Origin of the sequence: Kouleothrix sp., assembly GCF_046328425.1 — a bacterium.
Classification (GTDB): Bacteria; Chloroflexota; Chloroflexia; order Chloroflexales; family Roseiflexaceae; genus Kouleothrix.
On record NZ_JAXLWP010000035.1, the window covers coordinates 47,759 to 69,044 of the forward strand.

A 21,286-nucleotide genomic window follows, 5' to 3' on the forward strand; every position below is an offset into this window, starting at 1 on the left:
GCGCGAAGTCAGCCGCCACACAGCGAGGTACCTATGGAGATTGACGAAGTCGTCGCCAAGATCGTCGAGCTCGAGCGCGAGCGCGAGCAGATCTTCGAAGATTCGCACGTGACGCCCGAGGAGCACCCGCGCCTGGCGTTCATCGAGGCCGAGCTGCCCAAGCTGTGGGATCTGCGCCGCCGCATCGAGGCCGCCAAGGCCGCCGGGCTCAGCTCGGTGCCAGTGCTGCCGCCGGCTAACCCGAGCGAGCCCGACACGCCTTGATCGAGTTCGAGCGCGTCAGCTACAGCTACCCCGGCGCCGGCCGCCCGGCCCTGCGCGATCTCTCGCTGGCGATCGGCGAGGGCGAGTTTGTGCTGGTGTGCGGCCCCAGCGGCGCCGGCAAATCGACGCTGCTGCGCCTGATCAACGGCCTGGTGCCGCACTTCCACGGCGGCGCGCTGGCCGGCGACGTGCGCGCCTGGGGCAGGTCGATCCGCAGCCACCAGCCGCGCGACATGGCCGACCTGGTCGGGTTTGTGTTTCAGGATCCCGAGGCCCAGCTCGTGGTCGATATCGTCGAGGACGAGCTGGCCTTCGCCATGGAGAACCTCGGCCTGCCGCCGCGCCTGATGCGCCGGCGCGTCGAGGAGGTGCTCGACCAGCTCGGCATCGCGCACCTGCGCCACCGCCAGATCGCCCAGCTCTCGGGCGGCGAGCGCCAGCGCGTGGCGATCGCCTCGGTGCTGGCGGCCCAGCCGCGCGCCCTGGTGCTCGACGAGCCCACCAGCCAGCTCGACCCGCACGCCGCCGAGGAGGTGCTGACCGCGCTGCAGAAGCTCAACGCCGACCTCGGCCTGACGATCGTGCTTTCGGAGCACCGGCTCGAGCGCGTGGTGCAGTACGCCGACCGCGTGATCTCTATGCCCGGCGCGGGCGCCCAGCCGATCATCGGCGCGCCGCGCGAGGTGTTGGCGCGCGCCGAGCTGGTGCCGCCGCTGCTGGCGCTCGGCAAGGCGCTCGGCTGGCAGCCGCTGCCGCTGACGATCAAGGCGGCGCGGCCGCTCGCCGCCGCGAGCGCACCGCGCCGCCCAGCCGCGCCGTGGCCGCCCGAGCCGCCCGGCGACGCGCCCGCCGTGCCGCGCGACGCCAGCGTGGTCGTCCGGCGGGCGCACTTCGCCTACGGCGAAGACGAGGCGCTGTTCGACGTGAGCCTGAGCGCCCGGCCAGGCGAGGTGCTGGCGCTGATGGGCCGCAACGGCAGCGGCAAGACCACGCTGCTGAAGCTGCTGGTGGGGCTGCTGCGGCCCACGCGCGGCGCGCTGACGCTGCTGGGCCGCGACACGGCGCGCATGAGCGTGGAGGAGCTGGCCGGGCTGGCCGGCTACGTGCCGCAGGATCCGCGCGCGCTGCTGTTTCACGACACCGTGCGCGAGGAGCTTGAGTTTACGCTGCGGGAGCAAGCGAAGAGCGCCGAGCCACGAACGGCCAAAGCGCGGAGCCTTTCGCCCTCTGCCGCTGGCCCCTCGTCGGCGGTCGCGTCGACGCTCGACCAGCTTGGCCTGGCGCAGCTGGCCGAGGCGTACCCGCGCGATCTGAGCGGCGGCGAGGCCCAGCGCGCCGCGCTCGCCGCCATCCTGGTGGCCGGCCCGCCGGTGCTGCTGCTCGACGAGCCAACCCGCGGGCTCGACTACGCCGCCAAGGCCGGGCTCGGCCGGCTGCTGCGGCGGCTGGCCGCCGAGCAGCACACGATCATCCTGGCCACCCACGACGTCGAACTGGTGGCGGCCTACGCCGACCGCGTGGCGCTGCTCGGCGACGGCGAGCTGGTGGTCGAGGGGCCGGTGCGCGAGATCCTCAACGACAGCCTGATCTTCTCGTCGCAGATCGCCAAGCTCTACCCCGGCACCGGCTGGCTGACAGTGGACGACGTCGTCGCGGGCCAGGCGCCGAAGGCCGGCATATAGCCCGCGCTCGGCGCGCCTGGCCGCCGAGCAATCACTTCCGCCACTTCTGACTGCTGAAAGGAACACACATGCCCCCGCTCGACCTGGAGTGGATTCGCGCGCAGTTCCCGGCGCTGGCGCAGACCGTGAACGGCCAGCCGATGGTGTTTTTCGACGGCCCGGGCGGCACCCAGGTGCCGCAGCGCGTAATCGACGCCATCGCCGGCTACCTGGTTCGCGCCAACGCCAACACCCACGGCGCCTTCACCACCAGCCAGCGCACCGACGCGACGATCGCGGCGGCCCACGCAGCCATGGCCGACTTCCTGGGCTGCGACGCGGACGAGGTCGTCTTTGGCCCGAACATGACCACGCTGACCTTCGCGCTCTCCCGCAGCATCGGCCGCGAGATCGCGCCAGGCGACGAGATCGTCCTGACGCGGCTCGACCACGACGCGAATTTCTCGCCCTGGAAGGCGCTCGAGGAGCGCGGCGCAGTGATCAGGGTCGCCGACATCGACGCCGAAGACTGCACGCTGGACATGGACGACCTACGCAGGCAGATAACGCCCCGAACCAAGCTGGTTGCCGTCGGCTATGCCTCAAATGCCGTCGGCACGATCAACGACGTTGCCGAGGTGGTGCGGCTGGCGAAAGAGGCCGGCGCGTTGAGCTTTGTCGACGCCGTGCACTACGCGCCGCACGGCCCGATCGACGTGCGCGCGCTCGGCTGCGACTTCCTGGCCTGCTCGCCGTACAAGTTCTTCGCGCCGCACGCCGGCACGCTCTACGGCAAGCGCGAGCACCTTGCGCGCCTGCGCCCGTATAAGGTTCGCCCCGCCACCGAAGAGCTGCCCGCGCGCTGGATGACCGGCACCCAGAGCCACGAGGCCATGGCCGGCGTGGCCGCGGCGATCGACTACCTCGCCGAGCTGGGGCGCGCGGTGTCGGGCGAGGGCGCCACCTCCCGCCGCCAGCAGATCCTCGCCGCGATGGCCGCCATCCGCGCCTACGAGCGCGGCCTCTCCGAGCAGCTGGTTCGCGGCCTGCTGGAAATACCGCGCCTGGCATTCTACGGCATCCGCGAGCCCGAGCGCTTCGCCCTGCGCACGCCCACGGTGGCCGTGCGCATCGAGGGCTATACGCCGCGCGAGGTAGCCGAGGCGCTGGCCGAGCAAGCCATCTTCGTGTGGGACGGCAACTACTACGCGCTCAACCTCAGCGAGCGCCTGGGCGTGGAGGCCAGCGGCGGCATGGTGCGCATCGGCCTGGCGCACTACAACACGGCCGAAGAGGTCGAGCGGCTGCTGGCGGCCCTGCGCGAGCTGGCCGGCGCGGCCGCTTAGTGAAGTGTAGATGCTGAGTTTCGGTTGTAGTAACGTTGACTTTCGCTTGCAGTAAGCGCTGGGTTTCGCTTTCAGAGAGCTTCTGAGGGCCAGCTTTTCACAAGCCCTGCCGAATGTGCTATTAGTGGTATGATGCTTGCCGAACGGGTTGGCACTGCGGATTGTGCGCAGGCCGGTGCCTCTGTGGCGCTGGGTAATTTGCCCGATCCGATATATGTTCGCGCGTGGTACGGCATGGGCGGGCTGTTGAAGAGGCGGGCCTGTTGTAGAACACGGAGGCTCGATGAACAGTTCAACCCTTCGGCGAAGCATGCCGGCCTGGCGGCTCTTGATTGTGCTGCCGCTGCTTGCCCTGCTGCTTGCAAGCGCGCTGCCTGCCCAGGCTCAGGGCGCCGTACCGGGCTCGTTCGCGCCGGCGCCCTGCCCGATCCCCGCGCCGCAGGGCTACGCCCTCGACTGCGGGTTTCTTTCGGTTGCCGAGTCGCGGCAGGCGCCCGCCAGCCGCACGATCGACCTCGCCGTCGCGATCGTCCGCTCGCCAAACCGCGCGAAGCAGCCCGACCCGGTGCTGTTCCTGGCTGGCGGCCCTGGCCAGCCGGCACTGCCGCTGGTCGCGCTCGCCCCGGAGGTCTTCAGCGAGATCCTGGCAACCCGCGATATGATCTTCGTCGACCAGCGCGGCACCGGCTACTCGCGGCCGGCGCTCAACTGCGCGCCCCAGCCCGGCGCGCCCGCCCGCTTTATGCTGCCGTTTGGCACTGCGGTGGGCGAGCGCCCGGCTTTGCTACAGGCAAGTGTAGACGCACTCATGCGCTGCGGGGCGCAGTTCCGCGCCCAGGGCGTCGACCTGAGCGCGTATAACAGCGTGGAGAGCGCCGCCGACCTTGAAGATCTGCGCGTCGCCCTGGGGTACAATCAGTGGAACCTCTATGGCGGCTCGTATGGCACGCGCCTCGCACTCACCGCCATGAGCTACCGGCCGGCGACTATCCGCAGCGCGATCCTTGATTCGGCCTACCCGCTGCAGGCCAATTTCCAAACCGGTGTCTTTGGCACCTTCAATCGCGCGCTTGGCGAGCTCGACGCCGCCTGCGCCGCCGACACAACCTGCGCCAGCGCCTACCCCGACCTGCGCGGCGCCTTCGACCGCGTGGTGGCCAGGCTCAACGCCAAGGCGGTTGTGCTGCCGATCCTCAATCTCGAGACGGGCGAGCCGATCGACTACCAGCCGTTCAGCGGCGTGGATGTGACGGTGATCGTCTTCCAGCTGATGTATGCCACCGCGGCCATTCCGGTGCTGCCGGCAGTGATCGGCGAGGCCGACCGGGGCAATTACCGGCCGCTGGCGAGCCTGGCTTCGGTCTTCTTCGCGCAGCAAACATCAGGCGGAGTGCCGGCGATCTCGCAAGGCATGCAGGTGGCGGTGCAGTGCAACGAGGACGCGACATTCGCCAGCGCGAGGGATTTCGTCGCCGCGCGCGACCGCAATCGCAGCGTCGCCGGCCTGGCCTTCAGCCCGATCTTCAACGAGGCGATCCTGGAGATCTGCGCGGGGTGGGGGCTGCAGGCGGCCAATGCGGCCGAGAACCAGGCGGTGCGCAGCGATATACCGGCGCTGCTGGTTAGCGGCGAGTTCGACCCGATCCTCCCGCCCGAGAGCGCGCACGAGGTAGCCCAGACGCTGAGCCGCGCAACCGAGGTGGTGATCCCGCGCGGCGGGCATACGCCAAGCCTGCTCAGCGCGTGCGCCCGCGCGACGATTGTGCGCTTCCTCGGCGCTCCCGAGCGCCGGCCCGATGCGGCGTGCCTTGCGCAGGAGCCGCCCGCGCCGTTCGTGGTTGTGCCGTAGCGCGCCTGCCGGCAAGGAGGCTGTGCACGGCGCCGATCCTGGTTCAACGCATCCTGCACCCCTTGGAGGAACTATGGCAGAACTTTCCGAGGCGCTGCTCAGCCTCAACACCTACGAGGCGCGCACCGCCGCCGCGATCTTCGAGCGCCTGTTCCCAGCCGACAGCCATAGCCCCGGCGCGGCGGCCATCGGCGCCGTGGGCTACCTCGACCGCGCCCTGAGCAGCGCCTACCAGGGGCATAGTGCAACCTATCGCCTGGGCCTGGCAACCTTCGACCGCATTGCGCAACAGCGCTACCAGGCCCCGTTTGCCGACTGCGACGCCGGGCAGCAGGATGCGCTGCTGGCCGCGCTGGAGCAGGGCGCGCTGCCCGACTTCAGCGCGCCGCCCCAGCGTGCGTTCTTCGCGCTGCTGTGCGCGCACCTGCAAGAAGGGCTATTCGCCGACCCTGCCTACGGCGGCAATCGCGACAAGCTCGGTTGGCGCTTTCTCGGCCACCCCGGCATCTGGTTCGAGAATACGGCCGAGGAGAATCTTGCGACCGAGCCGGCCCTGAAGGGTGGCATCATCCAGTCGCTCGCCGATGTCGGCTATACGCTGGGCGGCGCTGCCCGCGAGCCTACTGCCATCCCCGGCTACGACCCGCAGCGCGGCGCCCAACCGCCCGCAGGCCCAGCCGATGTCGTGTTGATCGGCGTTGGCGCGGCCGGGGCGCTCGCGGCCACAATCCTCTGCCGCGCCGGCCTGCGCGTCGTCGGCCTGGAGGCCGGCCCCTGGCGCACCAGCCGCGACTTCGTGCCCGACGAGCTTGGCTCGGCGTACTACTGCCGGGGTGGCATGGGGCCGAAATACCTGAGCGAGACGCCGCGCTGGCGGCTCCACGAGCGCGCGCCTACGTCGGAGGCGACCTTTTCGCTCGGCCGCATGATGAACGGTGTCGGCGGCTCGGTGATCCACTGGGGCGGTGCGCTGCGCCGCAACCATCCGCACCACTTCAGGTACCGCAGCTATGTGCGCGAGCGCTGGGGCGAGCAGGCGCTGCCCGCCGGGCACACCCTTACCGATTGGCCCTTCGGCTACGACGAGCTGGAGCCATACTACACGCAGCTCGAGTACGAGATCGGCGTCACCAGCGACGACGGGCGCAATCCGTTCCTACAGCGCAGCCGGCCGCACCCACTGCCGGCCATGCGCCCGTTTCGCATGGGCGAGGTTTTCCGCCAGGCGGCCGAGTCGCTCGGCCTGCACCCGTACCCAACGCCGGTGGCCGTGCATAGCATGCCGTACAACGGCTTTCCGGCCACAACCTACTGTGCCTGGATGGGCGGGTTCGGGCCGTTCAACAACGAGCGCTGGCATCCTGGCCTGACATGGGTGCCTGCGGCGCTGGCGACCGGCAACTTTGACCTGCGGACGTACTGCAGGGCGGTGCGGATTGTGACCGACGGCGACGGGCGCGCCAGCGGCGTCGAGTATGTCGACGCCAACGGCAGCTGGCATGTGCAAACCGCAGCTGCGGTTATTCTCTGCGGCTATACCTTCGAAAACGTGCGCCTGCTGCTGCTCTCGGGCGATCGGCGGCACCCGAACGGCCTGGGCAACAACACCGGCCAGGTCGGCAAGCACGTGATGACCAAAATGTGGGTCGACGTTCACGGCTACTGCCCCGAGGTTGTCTTCAACGCCCACACCGGGCCGTCGGGCCAGATGTGGGGCCTGGACGACTTCGTATCGGTCGATTTCGACTCGGCCGCGCACGGCTTTGTCGGCGGGGCGACGCCCAATATCGAAAACCAGCGCCTGCCGATCCAGATCAGCCGCGAGGCTTTGCCGCCCGACGTGCCGCGCTGGGGCGCAGCCTACAAAGAGCACCTCCGCCGGTGGCAGCACATTGCCGCCGTGCGCATCCAGCCGGATACGCTGCCATACCACGCCAACTACCTTGACCTCGACCCGCGCCACCGCGACCGCAGCGGCCTGGGGCTGCCGGTCATCCGCGCGACCTACGATCAGCAGCCCAACGAGCAGCGCATGCTGGCATTCATGGAGGATCGGGCCGAAGAGATCTTGCGGGCCATGGGCGCAACTAAGACATGGCGCGGGCCGCGCTTCGGCGGCCTGATCAGCAGCCACGAGCAAGGTGGCGCGCGCATGGGCGAAGATCCTGCGGCCTCGGTTGTCGGCGCGGATTTAGAAGTCCACGACACGCCTGGGCTGTATGTGTTCGGCACGGCGGTGTTCCCAACCTGCCACGGCGTCAACCCGACGCTGACCATGTGGGCGGTGTGCTATCGCGCGGCCGAGCGCCTGGCCGCGCGCCTGCGCGGCGCATAAGGCCAGGTGCCGGGCCTGGTTTTTGGTTCCTCATCAAGGAGGCACGATGAACATTGAGCAGATCGAGACCGCCTACTACCGCTTGCCGCTTGAGCCGATGGGCGATGCCGGGCATGGCGCGATCGACTCCGAGGAGCTGATCACGCTGACCTTGCACGCCGAGGGGCTGGTCGGCCACGGCTACAGCTATACGATCGGCCGGGGCGGGCGCGCCGTCCAGGCGCTGATCGAGCACGACCTTGCGCCGCTGCTGCTTGGGCACGACGCGAGCGACATCCAGGGGCTGTGGCAGCTGATGTGGCAGCGCCTGCTGTATGTCGGCCGCGGCGGGCTGGCGGCGTTCGCGATCGCAGCGGTAGATATTGCGCTCTGGGATCTGTATGGCCTGCGCGAGCAGAAGCCGCTCTACGCGCTGTGCGGCGGGCAGGTGCGCGCCATCCCGGCCTATGGATCGGGCGTCGATCTGCCGAAGCCGCTTGATGCGCTGCTGGCTCAGATCGAAGGCTTCGTGGCACGCGGCTTTCCGGGAGTCAAGGTGAAGGTTGGCCGCAGCGACCCGCGCGAGGACGAGGCGCGCGTCGCGGCCGTGCGCGCGCTGATCGGCGATCGGGTCGACCTGATGATCGACGCGAACATGGCCTGGGGCGCCGACGAAGCGCTGGAGCGCGGGCGGCGGCTTGAGCAATTCGGGCTGTACTGGTACGAGGAGCCCACCATCCCTGAAAATGTCGCGGCCCACGCGCGCCTCGTGCGCGAGCTGGCGGTACCGATCGCGATCGGCGAGAGCTTGCACTCGCCGCATGAGTTTCAGCGCTACGTCGACGAGCGGGCGGTCGAGGTGCTGCAGATCGACCCGGTGACCAACGGCGGGATCACTGCGTCGCTCCGGGCGCTGCGCCTGGCCGACGCCGCTGGCCTCGCGACGAGCAGCCACTATACGGACGAGCTGAGCGCCCACGTGCTGTGCGCCTCCAGGAACCCAGTCTACCTAGAGAAGCATGCCTTCGCACTTGATCCATACCTCGAGGAGCCGCAGCAGGTCGTCGGCGGCCACGTGCGCCCGACCGAGGTACCCGGCACGGGTATGCGCTTCGACCAGGCGGCGCTGGCGCGCTACCGCGCGCCGTAGGCATGGCGCGGCGCCAAGCCCGAAGGGATTATATCACCCGCTTGATGACTTACACTTTGGTGGTTTGCGGCTTCGCCGCCCCCCAAATTTCTTTGCAGCATGGTGCCTCGGCTTTGCCGGGCGCTTTACCGCTGCCGCACAAGAAAACACAAGTAATCAAACGGAGTTGGTATAAATCGCCCGCCAGCCGCGCTACGAGGCCGGCTCAGCGGCTGGGCCTGGCACAACCCTACTGCCGCGCAGCATCCAGGCGAGCGCCAAGCCGCTCAGCAGCTGAAACGCCAGCGCGCCGGATGACCCGAACACCGACCACTGCAGCGAAAGATCGACACCGGCCGCCTGCGTAATCAGCCAGCCCAGCGCCCACCCCAGCGCAACGGCCAGCGGCCAGATCGGCGCGCGGCTGCCGACGCCGCGCAGCAGCAGGAATTGGCCGATCCCGATGCCCAAGCCGGCGATCAGGCCGCGCAACGGCAGCGCCGCGCCGTCTACGCTCGCCCCCAGCAGCGCAATACCAAGCGCGAGGCCGGCACCCATCCCCAGCGCCGTGGCGGCGATCCACCAGGGCGAGAGCGACAGCCGGCGACGCAGCGCCAGCCACTCGGCTGCGCCAACCACCGCGCCGGTCAATGCGCCGCCAATCGCGCCGGCTAGCGGTGTTGTGATCGGGCCAACCAGCGCCGCAGCTGCAACCCCGCCCAGCGGAAACCCAACGAATGCCAACGCCCAGCCGCCCCAAAAGCTCCACCCACCAGCCGATCTCGTCGTGCTCGCTGCTTTCATCACCATCCTCCTTACTAGCTGTTGGATGCGGCCGGCGTGTGCTGTTCGGCTGCGGCGTGCGCTCGGTACCACTGCACAGTCGCGCGGATCGCCTCGTGCAGCGGCGTGGCATGGTCGCCGAAGGCATGCGCGTAGGCGCTATGATCGACGATGTACGGCTCGTAGCCGATGTACAGGTTCTCGCTCAGCCCGCGCAGCGGCGGCATAAACACGCCGAGCAGCGGCAGCAGCGCGCGCGTGACCGGGCGTGGCAGCGCCGAGAGCTTCGGCGCAACTTCCGCCTCGTCGCCGAGGAGGCGCACAAACTCGCGGAGCGTGGTGGCCGGCGCGTTCGGCGCGTGCCAGGCGCGGCCGAGCGCTGCGTCGTGCGCGCCGACTGTGACAAGCGCCCGGCCGACGTCGCGAATGTAGCTCACACTATGCGGTAGATCCGGGTTCGCGAACATTTGCGCTGGCTTGCCCGCGAGCAGCGGTTCAAACAGGCGCTCGCCGACCAGCGACTCGGTGACGTGAGGGCCGAATAGATCCGAGGCGCGCACGCTGGCGACGCGCACCTTGCCGCTGCGATGCGCCGCGAACAGCTCTTCGGTCATCTGCACGCGTGTCGTGCTGCGCGAGCCGCGGCCGTGCAGCGGCATGCCCTCGGTCATCGGCGCGCCGCCGTGCGGGCCGTACATATACAGGTTCTCCATCACGATCAGCCTGGCTTTGTTGGCGGCCGCGCCCTCCAGCACACCGCGCTGGAGCGGCGGAAACTGCTCGGGCCAGCGGTGGTAGTCGGCTGGGTTGGTGCAGTTGTACACGTGGCTAGCGCCAACGCAGGCTTGTCGCGCGTTCGCCGGATCGGTTGCGTCGCCGCGCACCATCTCGACCTGGCTGGGCAGGTGCTTGCGCGCGCCGCTGCGCGTGACCACCCGCACCGGCTTGCCTTGCGCCACGAGGAGTTCGATCACCGCCGTCCCAACCGGCCCGGTTCCATACACCACGTGCAGCTCGTTCGAGGGTGCCATCCACTTGCTCCTCTCCATATGTATTTCATCCCCTTGTCGGCGAAAGAAGAAGCGTTTCAGCGGGCGACCGCAGCCGGGCGCGCGAGCTGCGCCGGCACGTTCCGCCGAACCAGCACGGCCACGCCGACGGCGATCAGCCAGAGCGCCCAGGCCAGGTAGCTCAGCGCATTGATCGTCCCCGCGAGCGCCAACCCGGCCGGCTCAAGCAGCCCGCTAGCGATCCCTGCCGCCAGTAGCAAGCCGCTCAGCCCCAGCCAGCGCCCGAACAGCGGCGCGCGCAGCATCAGCGAAGCAACTAGGAAGGTCCATACGCTGGTGCTCAGGTACCCGAGGTGTTCGCCAACCGCCATCCCGGCGTAGCGGTGAAAGGCGTCGAAGACCATCGCGGCAGCTGCGCGCTGCGCCTCGCTGGCGCCCGGCTCAAGGTAGGCCTGGGCCAGATGCGGCACCAGAAATGGCCAGCGCAGAAAGCCAAGCGTCTGCGCGAATCCGGCCACTATCCCGAATACCGTGGCGACTCGTAGCGTAGTTGAGGCCGCGTGCTCGGCCAGCACCTGATGGAACAGCACAACCAGAGGAATAAACAGCACAGCACTTAGCGTGAGTGCATACCACACAGCAATCAGCGCGCCGCCGCCGGCGCTAAACTTGGCCAATACGTCGGCAGTCGGCTGCCGCAGAATATCCGGGTACTCGAACATCATCTGGAGCAGCGTAAAGCAGACGCTGAAGGCGATCGGCACAAGCACAAGCAGCATGCCGGCGAGGCGGCGGGTCGGAGCGGTGGCCATCACTATGTTCCTCCCATCATGGCACCCGCATTGGTGCGGGTGTTTAGTAAGTAGAGCATTTACTCTATGGATACTATAGAGCAAATACTCTAAAATGTCCATCGGTCTTTCGTCTGAGTTTCCCGGAGCCTTGTCTGAAAAAACACGACTTACGCGGTCGCTTGCAATAGAGGCTTGTTCTGCCTGCGGCAGCGCTGAGAGGTTGGCGCAAAGCGCCAACCTCTCAGCACCATCCAAGAAAAAGTACCGCTCTGCCGAAGGCAAAACGCGCACCGCGTAAGTCCTGTGGAAAAAGAGGAGTGCGAAGGGCGATGCCCCTCACACTCCTCCTGCCCGATGTGCTATGATAGCTCTATGGCTATGGGGATGCGCAGGGCGCACAGCCAGAAGGAGGCGCTATGGCTGAGAACAAAACCAAGCCCACGGGCGAGAGCGTTGAGAGCTATTTCGCGACTATTCACGATCAGCCGAGGCGCGACGACTGCGAAGGGCTGGCCAGGCTGATGTCTCAGGCCACCCATCAGCCGGCAAAGATGTGGGGAACGAGCATTGTCGGGTTTGGCAGCTACCACTACAAGTACGCAAGTGGCCGCGAGGGCGACTCATGCCTCACGGGGTTTTCGTCGCGCAAGAGTGACATCGCGATCTACCTCGTGGCGGACTTCCCAGGGCGCGATGAGCTGCTTCCAAAGCTTGGCAAGTACAAACTCGGCAAGGGCTGCCTCTACCTCCGCAGGCTCGCCGATGTGGATCTCGCCATCCTCGAGCAGCTCATCGTTGGCGCCGTGGCAGCGCGCAAACGCCAGCATGGTGAGTGAAGCGGCGCTGAGCGAGGCAACCGAGATCGCAGAGCCACTAGCAGCGCAGCTGCGGCGGCTTGATGAGCGTTCCTAGTACGAAACGCAGACTTCAGCTTTTTCTTTCACGCAGGCAGCTCAAGCTCTGCCGCAGCGGCGCTGAGCGCCGCGATGCGCTCGAGCCAGAGCTGAACAAACCTCGCCGCGTCCACACCGACGCAGACCCGGCAGTTCGGCGCGCGCGCGGGGTAGGGCATCGTGCGAACGACCTGGTCGATCACCTCAAGCGCCACGTGCATGCGTCGCAGCGTTACCAGCTCGCTCGCGGCGGCAGTGTACACCGCCAGCGGGTCGTGCATAAAGGTGCGGCCCTGGTAGAAATCGTCGCTCAGGCCGGCCTCGGTGGAGAGCGTGGCCAACCCTTCAAACATCTGCTCCATCAGCGCCACAAGCGCATCGCTCAGCGGGCGGCCCCAGCCGCGTATCGCCGCGCGCTGCTCGGGCGACAGGTAGACCTGCGTGGTCACTTCCATGGGCACAATGGTGAGCGGCACGCCGCTCGCGAAGACGATCCGCGCGGCCAGCGGGTCGGCGTTGAGGTTGGTCTCCAGCATTGGCGGGAAGGGGAAGCGCTCGGCGAAGACCGTGCCGCCCATCACCACAATGCTATCAAGCCAGTCGGCCAGCCGCGGCTCGCGCTGTATCGCTCGCGCCAGGTTGGTGAGCGCGCCCACCGCCACAACCGTGAGCTCGCCAGGCCGGGCGGCGGCCTGGGCGATGATGAAGCGGGCAGCGTCGTCGGCGCACTCGTCGCGGTTCTCCGATGGAACAAGCTCGGCGGGAGCCAGCAGCCCGACGCCCTCGTGGCCGCGCAGGCGCGGCATCCAAGTGAAGTTTGGCGGCAGCGGCATCTGCAGCGGCATGCTCGCCCCAGGCACCACCGGAATGTCCCGACGGCCCGCGAGCTCCAGCAGGCGCCGGGCGATCCGCGCGCGCAGCCCGGCGTCGGCGTGCACCGTGGTGACCCCTACAAGCTCAAGCGCGGGCAGCGCCAGCGCCAGGCTGAGCGCCATTGCGTCGTCGACGTCCGTGCCAATATCGGTGTCGAGAATCATCGCACGCATAGCCCACCTTATATTTACTCGAGTTACGTGGTGGGGGTTCGGGGGCGGCAAAGCCGCCCCCGCAAACTTCCGTTCTTCTTGGCAGGTCGCGGCCACTGCCGTGGCTGCGACCTGCCAAAAGAGTGATTTTGAAGGGCTTGCGCTCTCCAAGCCTCCCACGCCGACGGAGAAGAGTACCGCTCTGCCGAAGGCTGAGCGCGCCGACTGCGTAAGCCTAATTTATTCTTTGCGTCTTGCGGCTAATTGAAACGTACTGGTGCTAGCCCTGGATACCCGCCGACATCACGCTGCGGACGTAGTAGCGCTGGAGCGGCACCGTCAGCAGGATGGGGATCAGCGCCGCGATCGTCGAGCCGGCGAAGATCTTGTCCCAGAGCGTCAGCTGCTGCGAGTGGCCGAGCTGGGCGATCGCCACCTGGATCACGCGAAAGTCCGGGTCGGGCGCGATCAGCGTCGGCCAGAAGTAATTGTTCCACTGGCTCAGGAAGATCAAGATGCTGGCGGTCACCACGACCGGCCGCGAGAGCGGCAGGATGATCTGCAGCAGTATCCGCAGCCACGAGGCCCCGTCCACCCGCGCCGCGTCCACCAGCGCCTCAGGGATCTCGGCGAAGAACTGCTGGAAAAGGAAGATCACCACGCTGTTCGCCACGGCCGGGATGATCAGCCCCTGCCAGGAGTTCAGCCAGCCAAAATTGTTCACCAGGATGTACGACGGGATGATGGTGATGTCGCCCGGCACGATGAAGCTCAGCAGCACCACCCAGAAGAGCAGCTGCTTGCCCGGAAACGCGAATCGCGCGAAGGCGAAGCCGGCCATCGCCGAGGCGATCAGCGTCAGCGCCACGGTTGCGACGCTGACGACCAGCGTATTCCAGATCGCCCGGCCCATGCCTTCGGCGAAGATCGCCCGGTAGGCGTTTAGGCTAAAGGTCTGCGGCCAGAAGGCGCGCCAGCTGAAGGGCAGCACATTCGACCAGACCGTCTCGGGGGTGGTGAACGACGAGGCCACGACCCACCAGAGCGGGACCACGATGATCACCGCGACCACCGCCAGCAGCCCGTAGAGCACGGTGGCCCGGAGGATCACCGCAGCCCGCCGGAGGCTCCAGGCCGCCCTCGCGGGCTGAGGGCTCATCGCGATCGATTCTGCGGATCGCTCGGGAAACAGGTGATCCATGATATCCTCCGGGTCTCCTTCTTTTGGAAGGACTTCGTCGCTCCAAACCGCACTCCCCTATGGAATTAAGTACTGCTCTGCCGAAGTGCGTATGTCATTAGTCTTTCGGCCTCAGCAGGAAGAGCTGCAGCATCACGATCGCCAGCACCACGAGCAGCAGGCAGGTCGCCAGCGCCGCAGCGACGCCGAGGTCGCCATAGACGAAGCCGCGCCGGTAGGCCTCGTACATCACCATGGTAGTCGAGAGCTCCGGCCCGCCGCGGGTCAGCAGCTGGATGGGCGCGAAAAGCGAGAAGTTGATGATTGTGTCGGTGATCAGCACAAAGGCGGTGGTTCGCCGCAGCAGGGGCAGAGTTATGTGCCAGAAGCACTGGAGCTTGGTGGCGCCGTCGATCTGGGCGGCCTCGTAGAGCTGTGCGGAGATGTTCTGGAGCCCCGCCAGGAAGAAGATCGTCCAGTACGGCACGCCCACCCATGTCACGATCGCGACGATCGTCCAGAGCGCCTGGTTCGGCGAGCCGAGGAATGGCTGCTGCGGCAGGCCAAGCGTGGCCAGCAGGCCGTTGACCATGCCGTAGTTGCGGTCGAAGGCCAGGCCGAGCGACAGCGCCGTCACCGTCATTGAGAGCGCGACCGGGATCAGGTAGATGGTGCGGAAGGTGGCGATGCCTCGCAGCTTCTGGTTGGCGAGCAGGCCCAGCAGCAGCGCCAGGCCGGTCTGGAGCGGGTTAACTACGATGCTGAACAGAACGGTGTTGGTGAGGGCTCGGGCGAAAACTTCTTCGCGGAAGAGCCGGGCGAAGTTGGCCAGGCCCACGAACTGCTGGCCGCCGTTGAGGCTCAGGCCGTTGCTGTAGAAGCTCTCGCGCAGCCCGCTGATAATCGGGATGTAGCGGAAGATGATCAGCAGCACCAGCGCCGGCAGCAAGAACAGGTACGGTGTGACCTGTGTACGACGCACACGCTGCGGCGACACCTGCGTGCGGTGCACCATCGTCGGCCTCCTTTCATGCCTGGCGGGGCGCCGCCAGGGCGGCGCCCCGCAGACGACGCGCCACTACTGGCGGTACTTCTGCATCTCGCCCTCGATGCGCGCAGCCGCGCTGCTCAGGGCCTCCTGCACCGCAGCGCCGTTGCGGATGTCTTCGAAGGTATCGGAAAGGATCTCCTCGTACTCCAGAAAGCCCGGCGTAACGGCTCGCCCCGCTGCGTGCTTGCTCTCCTCGGCCGCCACGCTCCAGGCCTTGTTGGGCCAGTCTTTGTTTGACGGATCCTTGATGATCGCGTCGAGCAGCGAGCTGTGAACCGGCCAGGCGCTTGCCGCATCGCGCAGCACTTGCCCGGCCTTGGGCGAGGCCGCGAATTTGATGAACTCAAGGGTCTCCGGCACGTGTTTGCTCTTCGCGTTGACGCCGAGGTGCCAGCCGTCCGTGGGAACGAGCGCCTCGCCGCCCTTCCAGGCGGGGTGGGGCGCCGTGCGGAAGGGCACCTTCGCGCTGATAAAGCCGTTCAGGTTCCACGGCCCGGCCACCGTCATCGCCAGCTTGCCGGTGCTGAACAGGTCGTACACGCCGATCTGCCCCTGCGGCGCCACCTTCAGCTTTGTGTGCAGGTCCTGGTACCAGGTGAACGCCTTGACCCACTCCGGCGCGTCGATAATGCCCTTCACCGTGAGGCCGTCGGGGCCGATGATCTTGCCGCCGAGGCCCTGGGGCAGCGGCTGAAGCTGGTAGATGCGGTTGTACTGCTCGAACTGGAAGCCCCACACGTCCGGCACGCCGTCGCCGTTCTCATCCTTTGTGAGCTTCTTGGCCGCATCGGCGATCTGCTCCCAGGTCCAGCGCTCGTCTGCCGCAGGTGGGGTGATCCCGGCTTTCTCCAGCAGGCTCACATTGTAGTACAGCATCAGGGTCGAGTTCCAGAGCGGCACGGTCAGCAGCTTACCCTGGTAGCGGCTCGACTGGTCGAGCGCCGGCAGCCAGCTTGCGATGCTCTCCTGGCCGATCACGTCATCGAGTGGGGCGAGCCAGCCGCGCAGGCCGTAGGAGGCCATGACCGGCGCATCCACCTCTACGATGTCCAGGTTCGACGATCCGGAGCCGAGGCGCACCTGGTTCTGGGCAAACAGATCGCGGAACTCGGCGGTCTCGACCTTGATCTCGATGTTGGGGTTGGTCTCGTTGAACGCGGCGACCAGCTTGTCGGTGGCGGGGAGCTGCGAGAGCCAGGTAAGCGTGACTTTGCCGGCGGCGACGGCCGGGGCGGTGGCGGGCGGCGCGGTGGGCGCGGATGCTGCGGCCGTCGGTGCGGCGGCCCCCGCCGTGGGCGCAGCAGCGCTGGGCGCGGGGGTGGCAGCGCTGGGCACAGCGGCGCCGCAGGCGGCGAGGGCGACTCCGGCCGAGCCGAATCCAATCATGCGGAGCATCTGGCGGCGGGTGAGCTTCTCGTTGGTCGGGCGATTCATGGTCGTTCTCCTTGTCAGCTTCGACATCTATTCATGTTCCGCCTGGCCCAGTGGCCGGCGGGAGGAGCGCCTACAGCCCTGATGTCAGCTGCGCAACCGACACGGCGTCGGCGGCGAGTCGGCCTTCTTCAACGACGAGTGCCACGGCGCCACCGGCAAGCGGGCGCTGCCGGTCGCGGGCGGTGAGCAGCGGCTGGCCATTGGCGCCGCTCCGATTGTGTGCCGGCGTCGCCCAGGCCCGCAGCTCGTCGCCGCGTACCTCGAGACGCAGGTCGTAGGCCTGGCCAAGCTCCCAGGCGAAAGGCGCCTCGGCCAGCACCGTCTCGCCGTCGAGCACTTTGACGAGCTGGAGCATCCCTGCGGAGCGAAGCAGCAGGGCGTAGTAGCGGCGCAGCCCCTGGACACGCGCGGCGAGGCCTGCGGCGCGCGCCAGGTGCGGCACGACGACGGCGCGCACGGCATAGTCGGTCCAGTCGCGCGTGCCCTGGATCAGCAGGCCGCGGCCGCGGTTCTGGACGATGCGAAACGGCTCGGGCCACATTGGGTCGAACTGATCGACCGCGTCTACCCACGCCCGGCGCCACATCGTCCCGCCGCCCTCAGGCCGCGTGAAGGTGACCTGGGGTGTGCCGTCCCAGGTGAGCGCGTCGTGATAAAGCGTGCCGTCGGCCCGGCCCTCCGAGCGGAGGGTGAGCCCGACGTCGATGATCGGCGCCCCGCCCAGGTCGGGGATGGCCCAGGTGAGCGACTGAGCCGCGCCGGGGCTCAGCGTAGCAGACGCGCCCTCGACCGTGGCCGGCGCATCGTTGGGGCCATACACCCGAAGCGACAGGGCACAGCTCACCGGCGCCGTGTTGCTCGCATCGGCGCTCAACCAGGCCCGTACGGTCTGCCCTGGGTAGAGCGTTGGCGAGGCAAGCAGCTCGTACACGGCCATCTCCGGCGTACCCGGCGGAATGAATGCCGGGGTGGCGACGCGCGCCACGCGGCCGCGCGCAAGGTGGTGGTAGTGCAAGGCCAGGCTGCGCTCGCCGCGCTGGCTGTGGCCGGCGACATTCTCGAGCGCAACGACATCGCGGGCATAGGGGCTGTCGCCCGGCTGGAAGCCCTGCAGGCTACCGGGCAGCTCGAAGTGGAAGCGCGCGCCGCCCTTGGGCGCTAGCGGCGGAAGGCCGGCGAGGCAACGCCCGGCATTGGCCACGTGTACCGCCTCGGCGACGGCGTCGGTGATACAGCGCCCGCCGTCGACGGTTGGCAGAAAGATCCGGTCGGCGATCGGAGCGCGCCAGTCAGGGCCGGCGTCGAGCGCTCGCAGCCCGCCGCGGATCCCCAGCAGGCAGCCCAGGTTGCCGCTGTTGCAGTCGGTATCCCAGCCGCTGGTGTTAACGATCGTCATCGCGCGCTGGAAATCGTCGCCGCCGTACAGGAGCCCAAGAAGAATGAGGGCGTGGTTGGGCACGATATGGCAGTTGCCGCCGTAGATCTGGTAGCCATAGCGCGCCTCGATCCGCTCGCGGGTGCGGCGCCAATCGTCGTCGGCGGCGTGCCACGCGCGCAGGTCGTCGTAGAGCCGGGCGATCACCGAGTCGGGCGGGATGGCCCTCGCTGCAGCGTCGAGCAGCCGGCCCAGGTCGTGCTCCACAAATGCCAGGGCTTCCATCGCCGCCAGCGCCTGCGCGCCATAGATCGCTTCGCCGTCGTGAGAAACGGACGCCGCGCGCCGCGCCAGGTCGGCGGCCCGCTCAGGATCGCCGGGGGCGACCATCGCCCAGCCGTCGACAAAGATCTGCGCGCCAATCTGCTCGGCCACCACCTTGCCGTTGCGGGCGATCGATCCGCTCTCTGGCGCGCCGACCCCGTCGCGCAAGTGCAGGTAGGCAGTGTGCTCGGTGGAGTTGCCGACGCCGCCCCACCAGAGCACGGTTCGCTGTGGCAGGATGTAGTTCAGCCATGTCTGCGCGATCTGGGCCGGGGCGATCTCGGCAGGGTAGCCGTAGTCCTCGAGCGCGCGGAGGAATGTGAAAGTGCCAGACAGGTCGTCGTCGGTCACGACAAGCTCGTGGTTCTTCAGAGCGACGTCGCGGCGCGCGTGGACGTAGTAGCGGATCTCGCCAAGCTGGCCCATGATCTGCTCGTATGTCCAGCCCTCGAATGGGCGGCCAAGGTAGACGCCGATCGTCTTGCCGAGCACCCCGGCGTAGACGCGCTCCAGGTAGTCAGGTGGAAGTGGCATACGGATTCCCTTCAAGCGCGATCGAGCAGTGCCAGCACCTCGCCGCGCGTCGGCATGGCAGCCTGGGCGCCGACGCGCGTCACGGCCAGCGCTCCGGCCGCGAGTCCCCAGCGGATCGCTTCGGCGAAAGGCTTGCCCTCGGCAAGCGCCACGGCGAGCCCGCCATTAAATGCATCACCGGCGGCCACGGTATCGCGGGCCACCACCGGGAAGCTGGGCAGTGAGAGCGTGCCGTCGGCGCTCGAAACCAGCGCGCCAGCCCTGCCGCGCTTGACGACGACGTTGCGTGCGCCGCGGGCGCGCAGCGCCTCGGCGGCGCGCGCCGCATCGGCCAGGCTTGCCACCGGGAAGCCGACAAGCGCGGCGGCCTCGGTCTCATTCGGCGTCAGCACGTCGACCAGTGCGATCAGGTCGTCTGGTAGCGCCTGGGCGGGCGCCGGGTCGAGGATCACAGTGACGCCACGGGTGCGGGCGTGCGCGGCGGCAGCAATCACCGCCAGAAGCGGTACCTCAAGTTGGAGCAGCAGCACGTCGGCTTCCGCAAGCAGCCCATCGAGCCGCGCCAGCTCGGCCAGGCCCACAGAGCTGTTCGCGCCAGGGATCACCACGATGGTGTTCTCGCCCGAGTCGTCAACGGTGATGAGCGCCATGCCCGAGGGAAGCTCAGGGTCATCGAGCACGCCACCGGCATCGACCCCTTCGTGAGTCAACCCGGCGCGCAGCGCAGCGCCGAAGCTGTCGATACCGAGGCGGCCCACCATTCGCGATGTTGCGCCGAGTCGGGCGCAGGCGACGGCCTGGTTGGCGCCTTTGCCACCCGGCACGCTTCGAAACGTATGGCCCGTGAGCGTCTCGCCGGGATGCGGCAAATGCGGCGCGGTCACGACCAAGTCGATATTGATGCTGCCGAAGACTGCAATCACCATCACTCCCCCACATGCCTCGTGTCGGTGCAGGCAGCGCTTGGGTACGATGTGCTGCCCGCGCGCATCAGGACGCCGATTCGCTCAAGTGTGGCTCGGTGCGTCTTCGAGCGCGGGCAAATCGGCCTGGTTTGAGACAACAGCCAACCAGCCGCAGCGGCCAATGGCCGTGCAGAGAATAGGTGCGGTAATTCCGCTCAGTACTCAGTGCCTCAAGCGTGAACGATCAGGCGGATGCGCGAATAATCAGCTCGAATGGCAGCTCCACGATGCGCGGCGTGTCGGGCGCTTCGCCGGCGATACGGCTGAAGAGCAGCGCGGCGGCCGAGCGACCCATCTGCTCCTGCGACTGGGCAATCGTCGTAAGCTGTGGCGACACCAGCTCGGCGGCGGAGATGTTGTCGAAGCCGACGACGGCGATATCGTCGGGAATAGCCAGGCCCGCCTCGCGGATCGCTTTCATCGCGCCAATCGCCATCAGGTCGTTGGCCGCGAAGATCGCGGTGGGCCGCGGGTTACGGGCAAGCAGCGCACGTGCGCCCTGGTAGCCGCCAACCTCGTTGAACGGCCCTTCCTCGATCAGCAGCTCGGCGAGCGGAGGCTGCTGGGCAGCGAGGGCCGCGTGATAGCCTTGGATGCGCCAGAGCCGTGGCGGGTTCTCCTCGACGCCCGCCAGCATAGCGATGTCCCGGTGGCCGCACTCGATCAGATACTCGACAGCGGCGCGGGCAGCGACCCCGTTATCCACATACACCCGGTCGACGGGCAGGTTGAGCGCATCCGGCCCAGCGATGGCGACAACGCTCACGCCGCTCTCGACCAGCGGGCGAAGCGCATCGAGATCCAGGTTGAACAGCACAACGATCAGGCCATCGACCCCGGCCTTATGGGCTGATTCAAGGCATTTGCGCTCCAGCTCGATATCGCCATCGGTGTTGTACATCACCAGGTCGTAGCCGTGCTGGAGCGCCACATCCTGGATGCCGCGCTGGAATGCCGGGTAGAACGGGTTCGTGATGTCGGGGATAATGCTGGCGATCGTGTAGGTCTTGCGCGTGCGCAGGCTCTGAGCGCTGCGATCCGGCACATAGCCGAGCTCGCGCATCGCGGCATAGATCCGCTCGCGCGTTTCGGCCGGTATGGTGACGGCGGAGTTGTTGGTGAGAACGTGCGAGACCGCCGCGCGCGAGACGCCGGCCAGGCGAGCAACATCGTGTTGCGTAGGACGCCCTTTTGCGACTTTGCCCATAGGTAACGTAGCCAATCTACAACTATCACGTGCTACTATCACGTGCTATTATAAAATGCGTATACTGCTTTGTCAATACCCGGCTTCATGGTGGGGGTGTGGGCGCGGCTTCGCCGCCCCCCGAGCTTCCTTGTAGGGGTTTGGAAAT

General features: G+C 67.7%; 17 protein-coding genes. 7 read left to right on the top strand and 10 right to left on the bottom strand.

The genetic code is table 11. From position 1 onward, the window contains the following. Positions 1 to 33 precede the first annotated feature (33 nt). The 6 genes from U0177_RS25350 (at position 34) to U0177_RS25375 (ending at position 8,584) form a co-directional block, all read left to right on the top strand. Complete coding sequence (locus tag U0177_RS25350; protein WP_409573463.1) at positions 34 to 264, top strand: DUF2630 family protein; 231 nt, start codon at positions 34 to 36, stop codon at positions 262 to 264. Beyond that, complete coding sequence (locus U0177_RS25355) at positions 261 to 1,946, top strand: ABC transporter ATP-binding protein (RefSeq protein ID WP_409573464.1); 1,686 nt, start codon at positions 261 to 263, stop codon at positions 1,944 to 1,946. The genes U0177_RS25350 and U0177_RS25355 overlap by 4 nt, the downstream gene beginning before the upstream one ends. Positions 1,947 to 2,014: 68 nt before the next feature. Beyond that, entirely contained in the window at positions 2,015 to 3,271 is a 1,257-nt protein-coding gene (locus tag U0177_RS25360; protein WP_409573465.1) for a cysteine desulfurase-like protein, read from the top strand. Positions 3,272 to 3,554: 283 nt separating this feature from the next. Further along, on the top strand, positions 3,555 to 5,120 hold the full coding sequence (locus U0177_RS25365; RefSeq protein ID WP_409573466.1) for an alpha/beta fold hydrolase: 1,566 nt from the start codon (positions 3,555 to 3,557) through the stop codon (positions 5,118 to 5,120). A 73-nt stretch (positions 5,121 to 5,193) separates the two neighbouring features. Continuing rightward, positions 5,194 to 7,455, top strand: a complete 2,262-nt coding sequence (locus U0177_RS25370) for a GMC family oxidoreductase (protein WP_409573467.1) — start codon at positions 5,194 to 5,196, stop codon at positions 7,453 to 7,455. Between the two features lie 46 nt (positions 7,456 to 7,501). Continuing rightward, positions 7,502 to 8,584, top strand: a complete 1,083-nt coding sequence (locus U0177_RS25375; protein WP_409573468.1) for a mandelate racemase/muconate lactonizing enzyme family protein — start codon at positions 7,502 to 7,504, stop codon at positions 8,582 to 8,584. A 192-nt stretch (positions 8,585 to 8,776) separates the two neighbouring features. Here the strand turns inward: U0177_RS25375 and U0177_RS25380 are convergent, their stop codons facing one another. Genes U0177_RS25380 through U0177_RS25390 form a run of 3 tightly spaced genes read right to left on the bottom strand, consistent with a single transcriptional unit; the run spans position 8,777 to position 11,168 of the window. After that, complete coding sequence (locus U0177_RS25380; protein ID WP_409573469.1) at positions 8,777 to 9,367, bottom strand: hypothetical protein; 591 nt, start codon at positions 9,365 to 9,367, stop codon at positions 8,777 to 8,779. 14 nt (positions 9,368 to 9,381) lie between these two features. Further along, complete coding sequence (locus U0177_RS25385; RefSeq protein WP_409573470.1) at positions 9,382 to 10,377, bottom strand: NAD-dependent epimerase/dehydratase family protein; 996 nt, start codon at positions 10,375 to 10,377, stop codon at positions 9,382 to 9,384. 56 nt (positions 10,378 to 10,433) lie between these two features. After that, positions 10,434 to 11,168: a DUF4386 domain-containing protein gene (locus U0177_RS25390; protein WP_409573471.1), complete on the bottom strand. Its 735-nt coding sequence runs from the start codon at positions 11,166 to 11,168 to the stop codon at positions 10,434 to 10,436. A 398-nt stretch (positions 11,169 to 11,566) separates the two neighbouring features. On the opposite strand from U0177_RS25390, the gene U0177_RS25395 reads away from it, so the two are divergent. Next, positions 11,567 to 11,986 (top strand): DUF1801 domain-containing protein, encoded by a 420-nt coding sequence (locus U0177_RS25395; protein ID WP_409573472.1) that lies wholly within the window; start codon positions 11,567 to 11,569, stop codon positions 11,984 to 11,986. Between the two features lie 104 nt (positions 11,987 to 12,090). Here U0177_RS25395 and U0177_RS25400 read toward each other — a convergent pair whose 3' ends face one another. The 7 genes from U0177_RS25400 to U0177_RS25430 form a co-directional block, all read right to left on the bottom strand. After that, on the bottom strand, positions 12,091 to 13,089 hold the full coding sequence (locus U0177_RS25400) for a nucleoside hydrolase (protein WP_409573473.1): 999 nt from the start codon (positions 13,087 to 13,089) through the stop codon (positions 12,091 to 12,093). 259 nt (positions 13,090 to 13,348) lie between these two features. Beyond that, positions 13,349 to 14,269 carry a carbohydrate ABC transporter permease gene (locus U0177_RS25405; protein WP_409573474.1) on the bottom strand — a complete coding sequence of 307 codons (921 nt, stop codon included), beginning with the start codon at positions 14,267 to 14,269 and terminating at the stop codon, positions 13,349 to 13,351. A gap of 97 nt (positions 14,270 to 14,366) precedes the next feature. After that, positions 14,367 to 15,263: a carbohydrate ABC transporter permease gene (locus U0177_RS25410; RefSeq protein WP_409573475.1), complete on the bottom strand. Its 897-nt coding sequence runs from the start codon at positions 15,261 to 15,263 to the stop codon at positions 14,367 to 14,369. A 63-nt stretch (positions 15,264 to 15,326) separates the two neighbouring features. Further along, the gene (locus U0177_RS25415; RefSeq protein ID WP_409573476.1) at positions 15,327 to 16,733 is read right to left on the bottom strand and encodes an ABC transporter substrate-binding protein; all 1,407 of its coding nucleotides are present in this window, start codon (positions 16,731 to 16,733) and stop codon (positions 15,327 to 15,329) included. A 70-nt stretch (positions 16,734 to 16,803) separates the two neighbouring features. Beyond that, on the bottom strand, positions 16,804 to 18,966 hold the full coding sequence (locus U0177_RS25420; protein ID WP_409573477.1) for an ADP-ribosylglycohydrolase family protein: 2,163 nt from the start codon (positions 18,964 to 18,966) through the stop codon (positions 16,804 to 16,806). Between the two features lie 11 nt (positions 18,967 to 18,977). After that, complete coding sequence (gene rbsK, locus U0177_RS25425; RefSeq protein ID WP_409573478.1) at positions 18,978 to 19,892, bottom strand: ribokinase; 915 nt, start codon at positions 19,890 to 19,892, stop codon at positions 18,978 to 18,980. A 223-nt stretch (positions 19,893 to 20,115) separates the two neighbouring features. Beyond that, positions 20,116 to 21,138 (bottom strand): LacI family DNA-binding transcriptional regulator, encoded by a 1,023-nt coding sequence (locus U0177_RS25430; protein WP_409573479.1) that lies wholly within the window; start codon positions 21,136 to 21,138, stop codon positions 20,116 to 20,118. Between the last annotated feature and the right edge of the window lie 148 nt (positions 21,139 to 21,286).

What these genes read in the sequence shown, in the direction of transcription:
- U0177_RS25350 (WP_409573463.1), top strand. Translation starts at nt 34, where the DNA reads ATGGAGATTGACGAAGTCGTCGCCAAGATCGTCGAGCTCGAGCGCGAG.
- U0177_RS25360 (WP_409573465.1), top strand. Translation starts at nt 2,015, where the DNA reads ATGCCCCCGCTCGACCTGGAGTGGATTCGCGCGCAGTTCCCGGCGCTG.
- U0177_RS25365 (WP_409573466.1), top strand. Translation starts at nt 3,555, where the DNA reads ATGAACAGTTCAACCCTTCGGCGAAGCATGCCGGCCTGGCGGCTCTTG.
- U0177_RS25370 (WP_409573467.1), top strand. Translation starts at nt 5,194, where the DNA reads ATGGCAGAACTTTCCGAGGCGCTGCTCAGCCTCAACACCTACGAGGCG.
- U0177_RS25375 (WP_409573468.1), top strand. Translation starts at nt 7,502, where the DNA reads ATGAACATTGAGCAGATCGAGACCGCCTACTACCGCTTGCCGCTTGAG.
- U0177_RS25380 (WP_409573469.1), bottom strand. Translation starts at nt 9,367, where the DNA reads ATGAAAGCAGCGAGCACGACGAGATCGGCTGGTGGGTGGAGCTTTTGG.
- U0177_RS25385 (WP_409573470.1), bottom strand. Translation starts at nt 10,377, where the DNA reads ATGGCACCCTCGAACGAGCTGCACGTGGTGTATGGAACCGGGCCGGTT.
- U0177_RS25390 (WP_409573471.1), bottom strand. Translation starts at nt 11,168, where the DNA reads ATGGCCACCGCTCCGACCCGCCGCCTCGCCGGCATGCTGCTTGTGCTT.
- U0177_RS25395 (WP_409573472.1), top strand. Translation starts at nt 11,567, where the DNA reads ATGGCTGAGAACAAAACCAAGCCCACGGGCGAGAGCGTTGAGAGCTAT.
- U0177_RS25400 (WP_409573473.1), bottom strand. Translation starts at nt 13,089, where the DNA reads ATGCGTGCGATGATTCTCGACACCGATATTGGCACGGACGTCGACGAC.
- U0177_RS25405 (WP_409573474.1), bottom strand. Translation starts at nt 14,269, where the DNA reads ATGGATCACCTGTTTCCCGAGCGATCCGCAGAATCGATCGCGATGAGC.
- U0177_RS25410 (WP_409573475.1), bottom strand. Translation starts at nt 15,263, where the DNA reads ATGGTGCACCGCACGCAGGTGTCGCCGCAGCGTGTGCGTCGTACACAG.
- U0177_RS25415 (WP_409573476.1), bottom strand. Translation starts at nt 16,733, where the DNA reads ATGAATCGCCCGACCAACGAGAAGCTCACCCGCCGCCAGATGCTCCGC.
- U0177_RS25420 (WP_409573477.1), bottom strand. Translation starts at nt 18,966, where the DNA reads ATGCCACTTCCACCTGACTACCTGGAGCGCGTCTACGCCGGGGTGCTC.
- rbsK (WP_409573478.1), bottom strand. Translation starts at nt 19,892, where the DNA reads ATGGTGATTGCAGTCTTCGGCAGCATCAATATCGACTTGGTCGTGACC.
- U0177_RS25430 (WP_409573479.1), bottom strand. Translation starts at nt 21,138, where the DNA reads ATGGGCAAAGTCGCAAAAGGGCGTCCTACGCAACACGATGTTGCTCGC.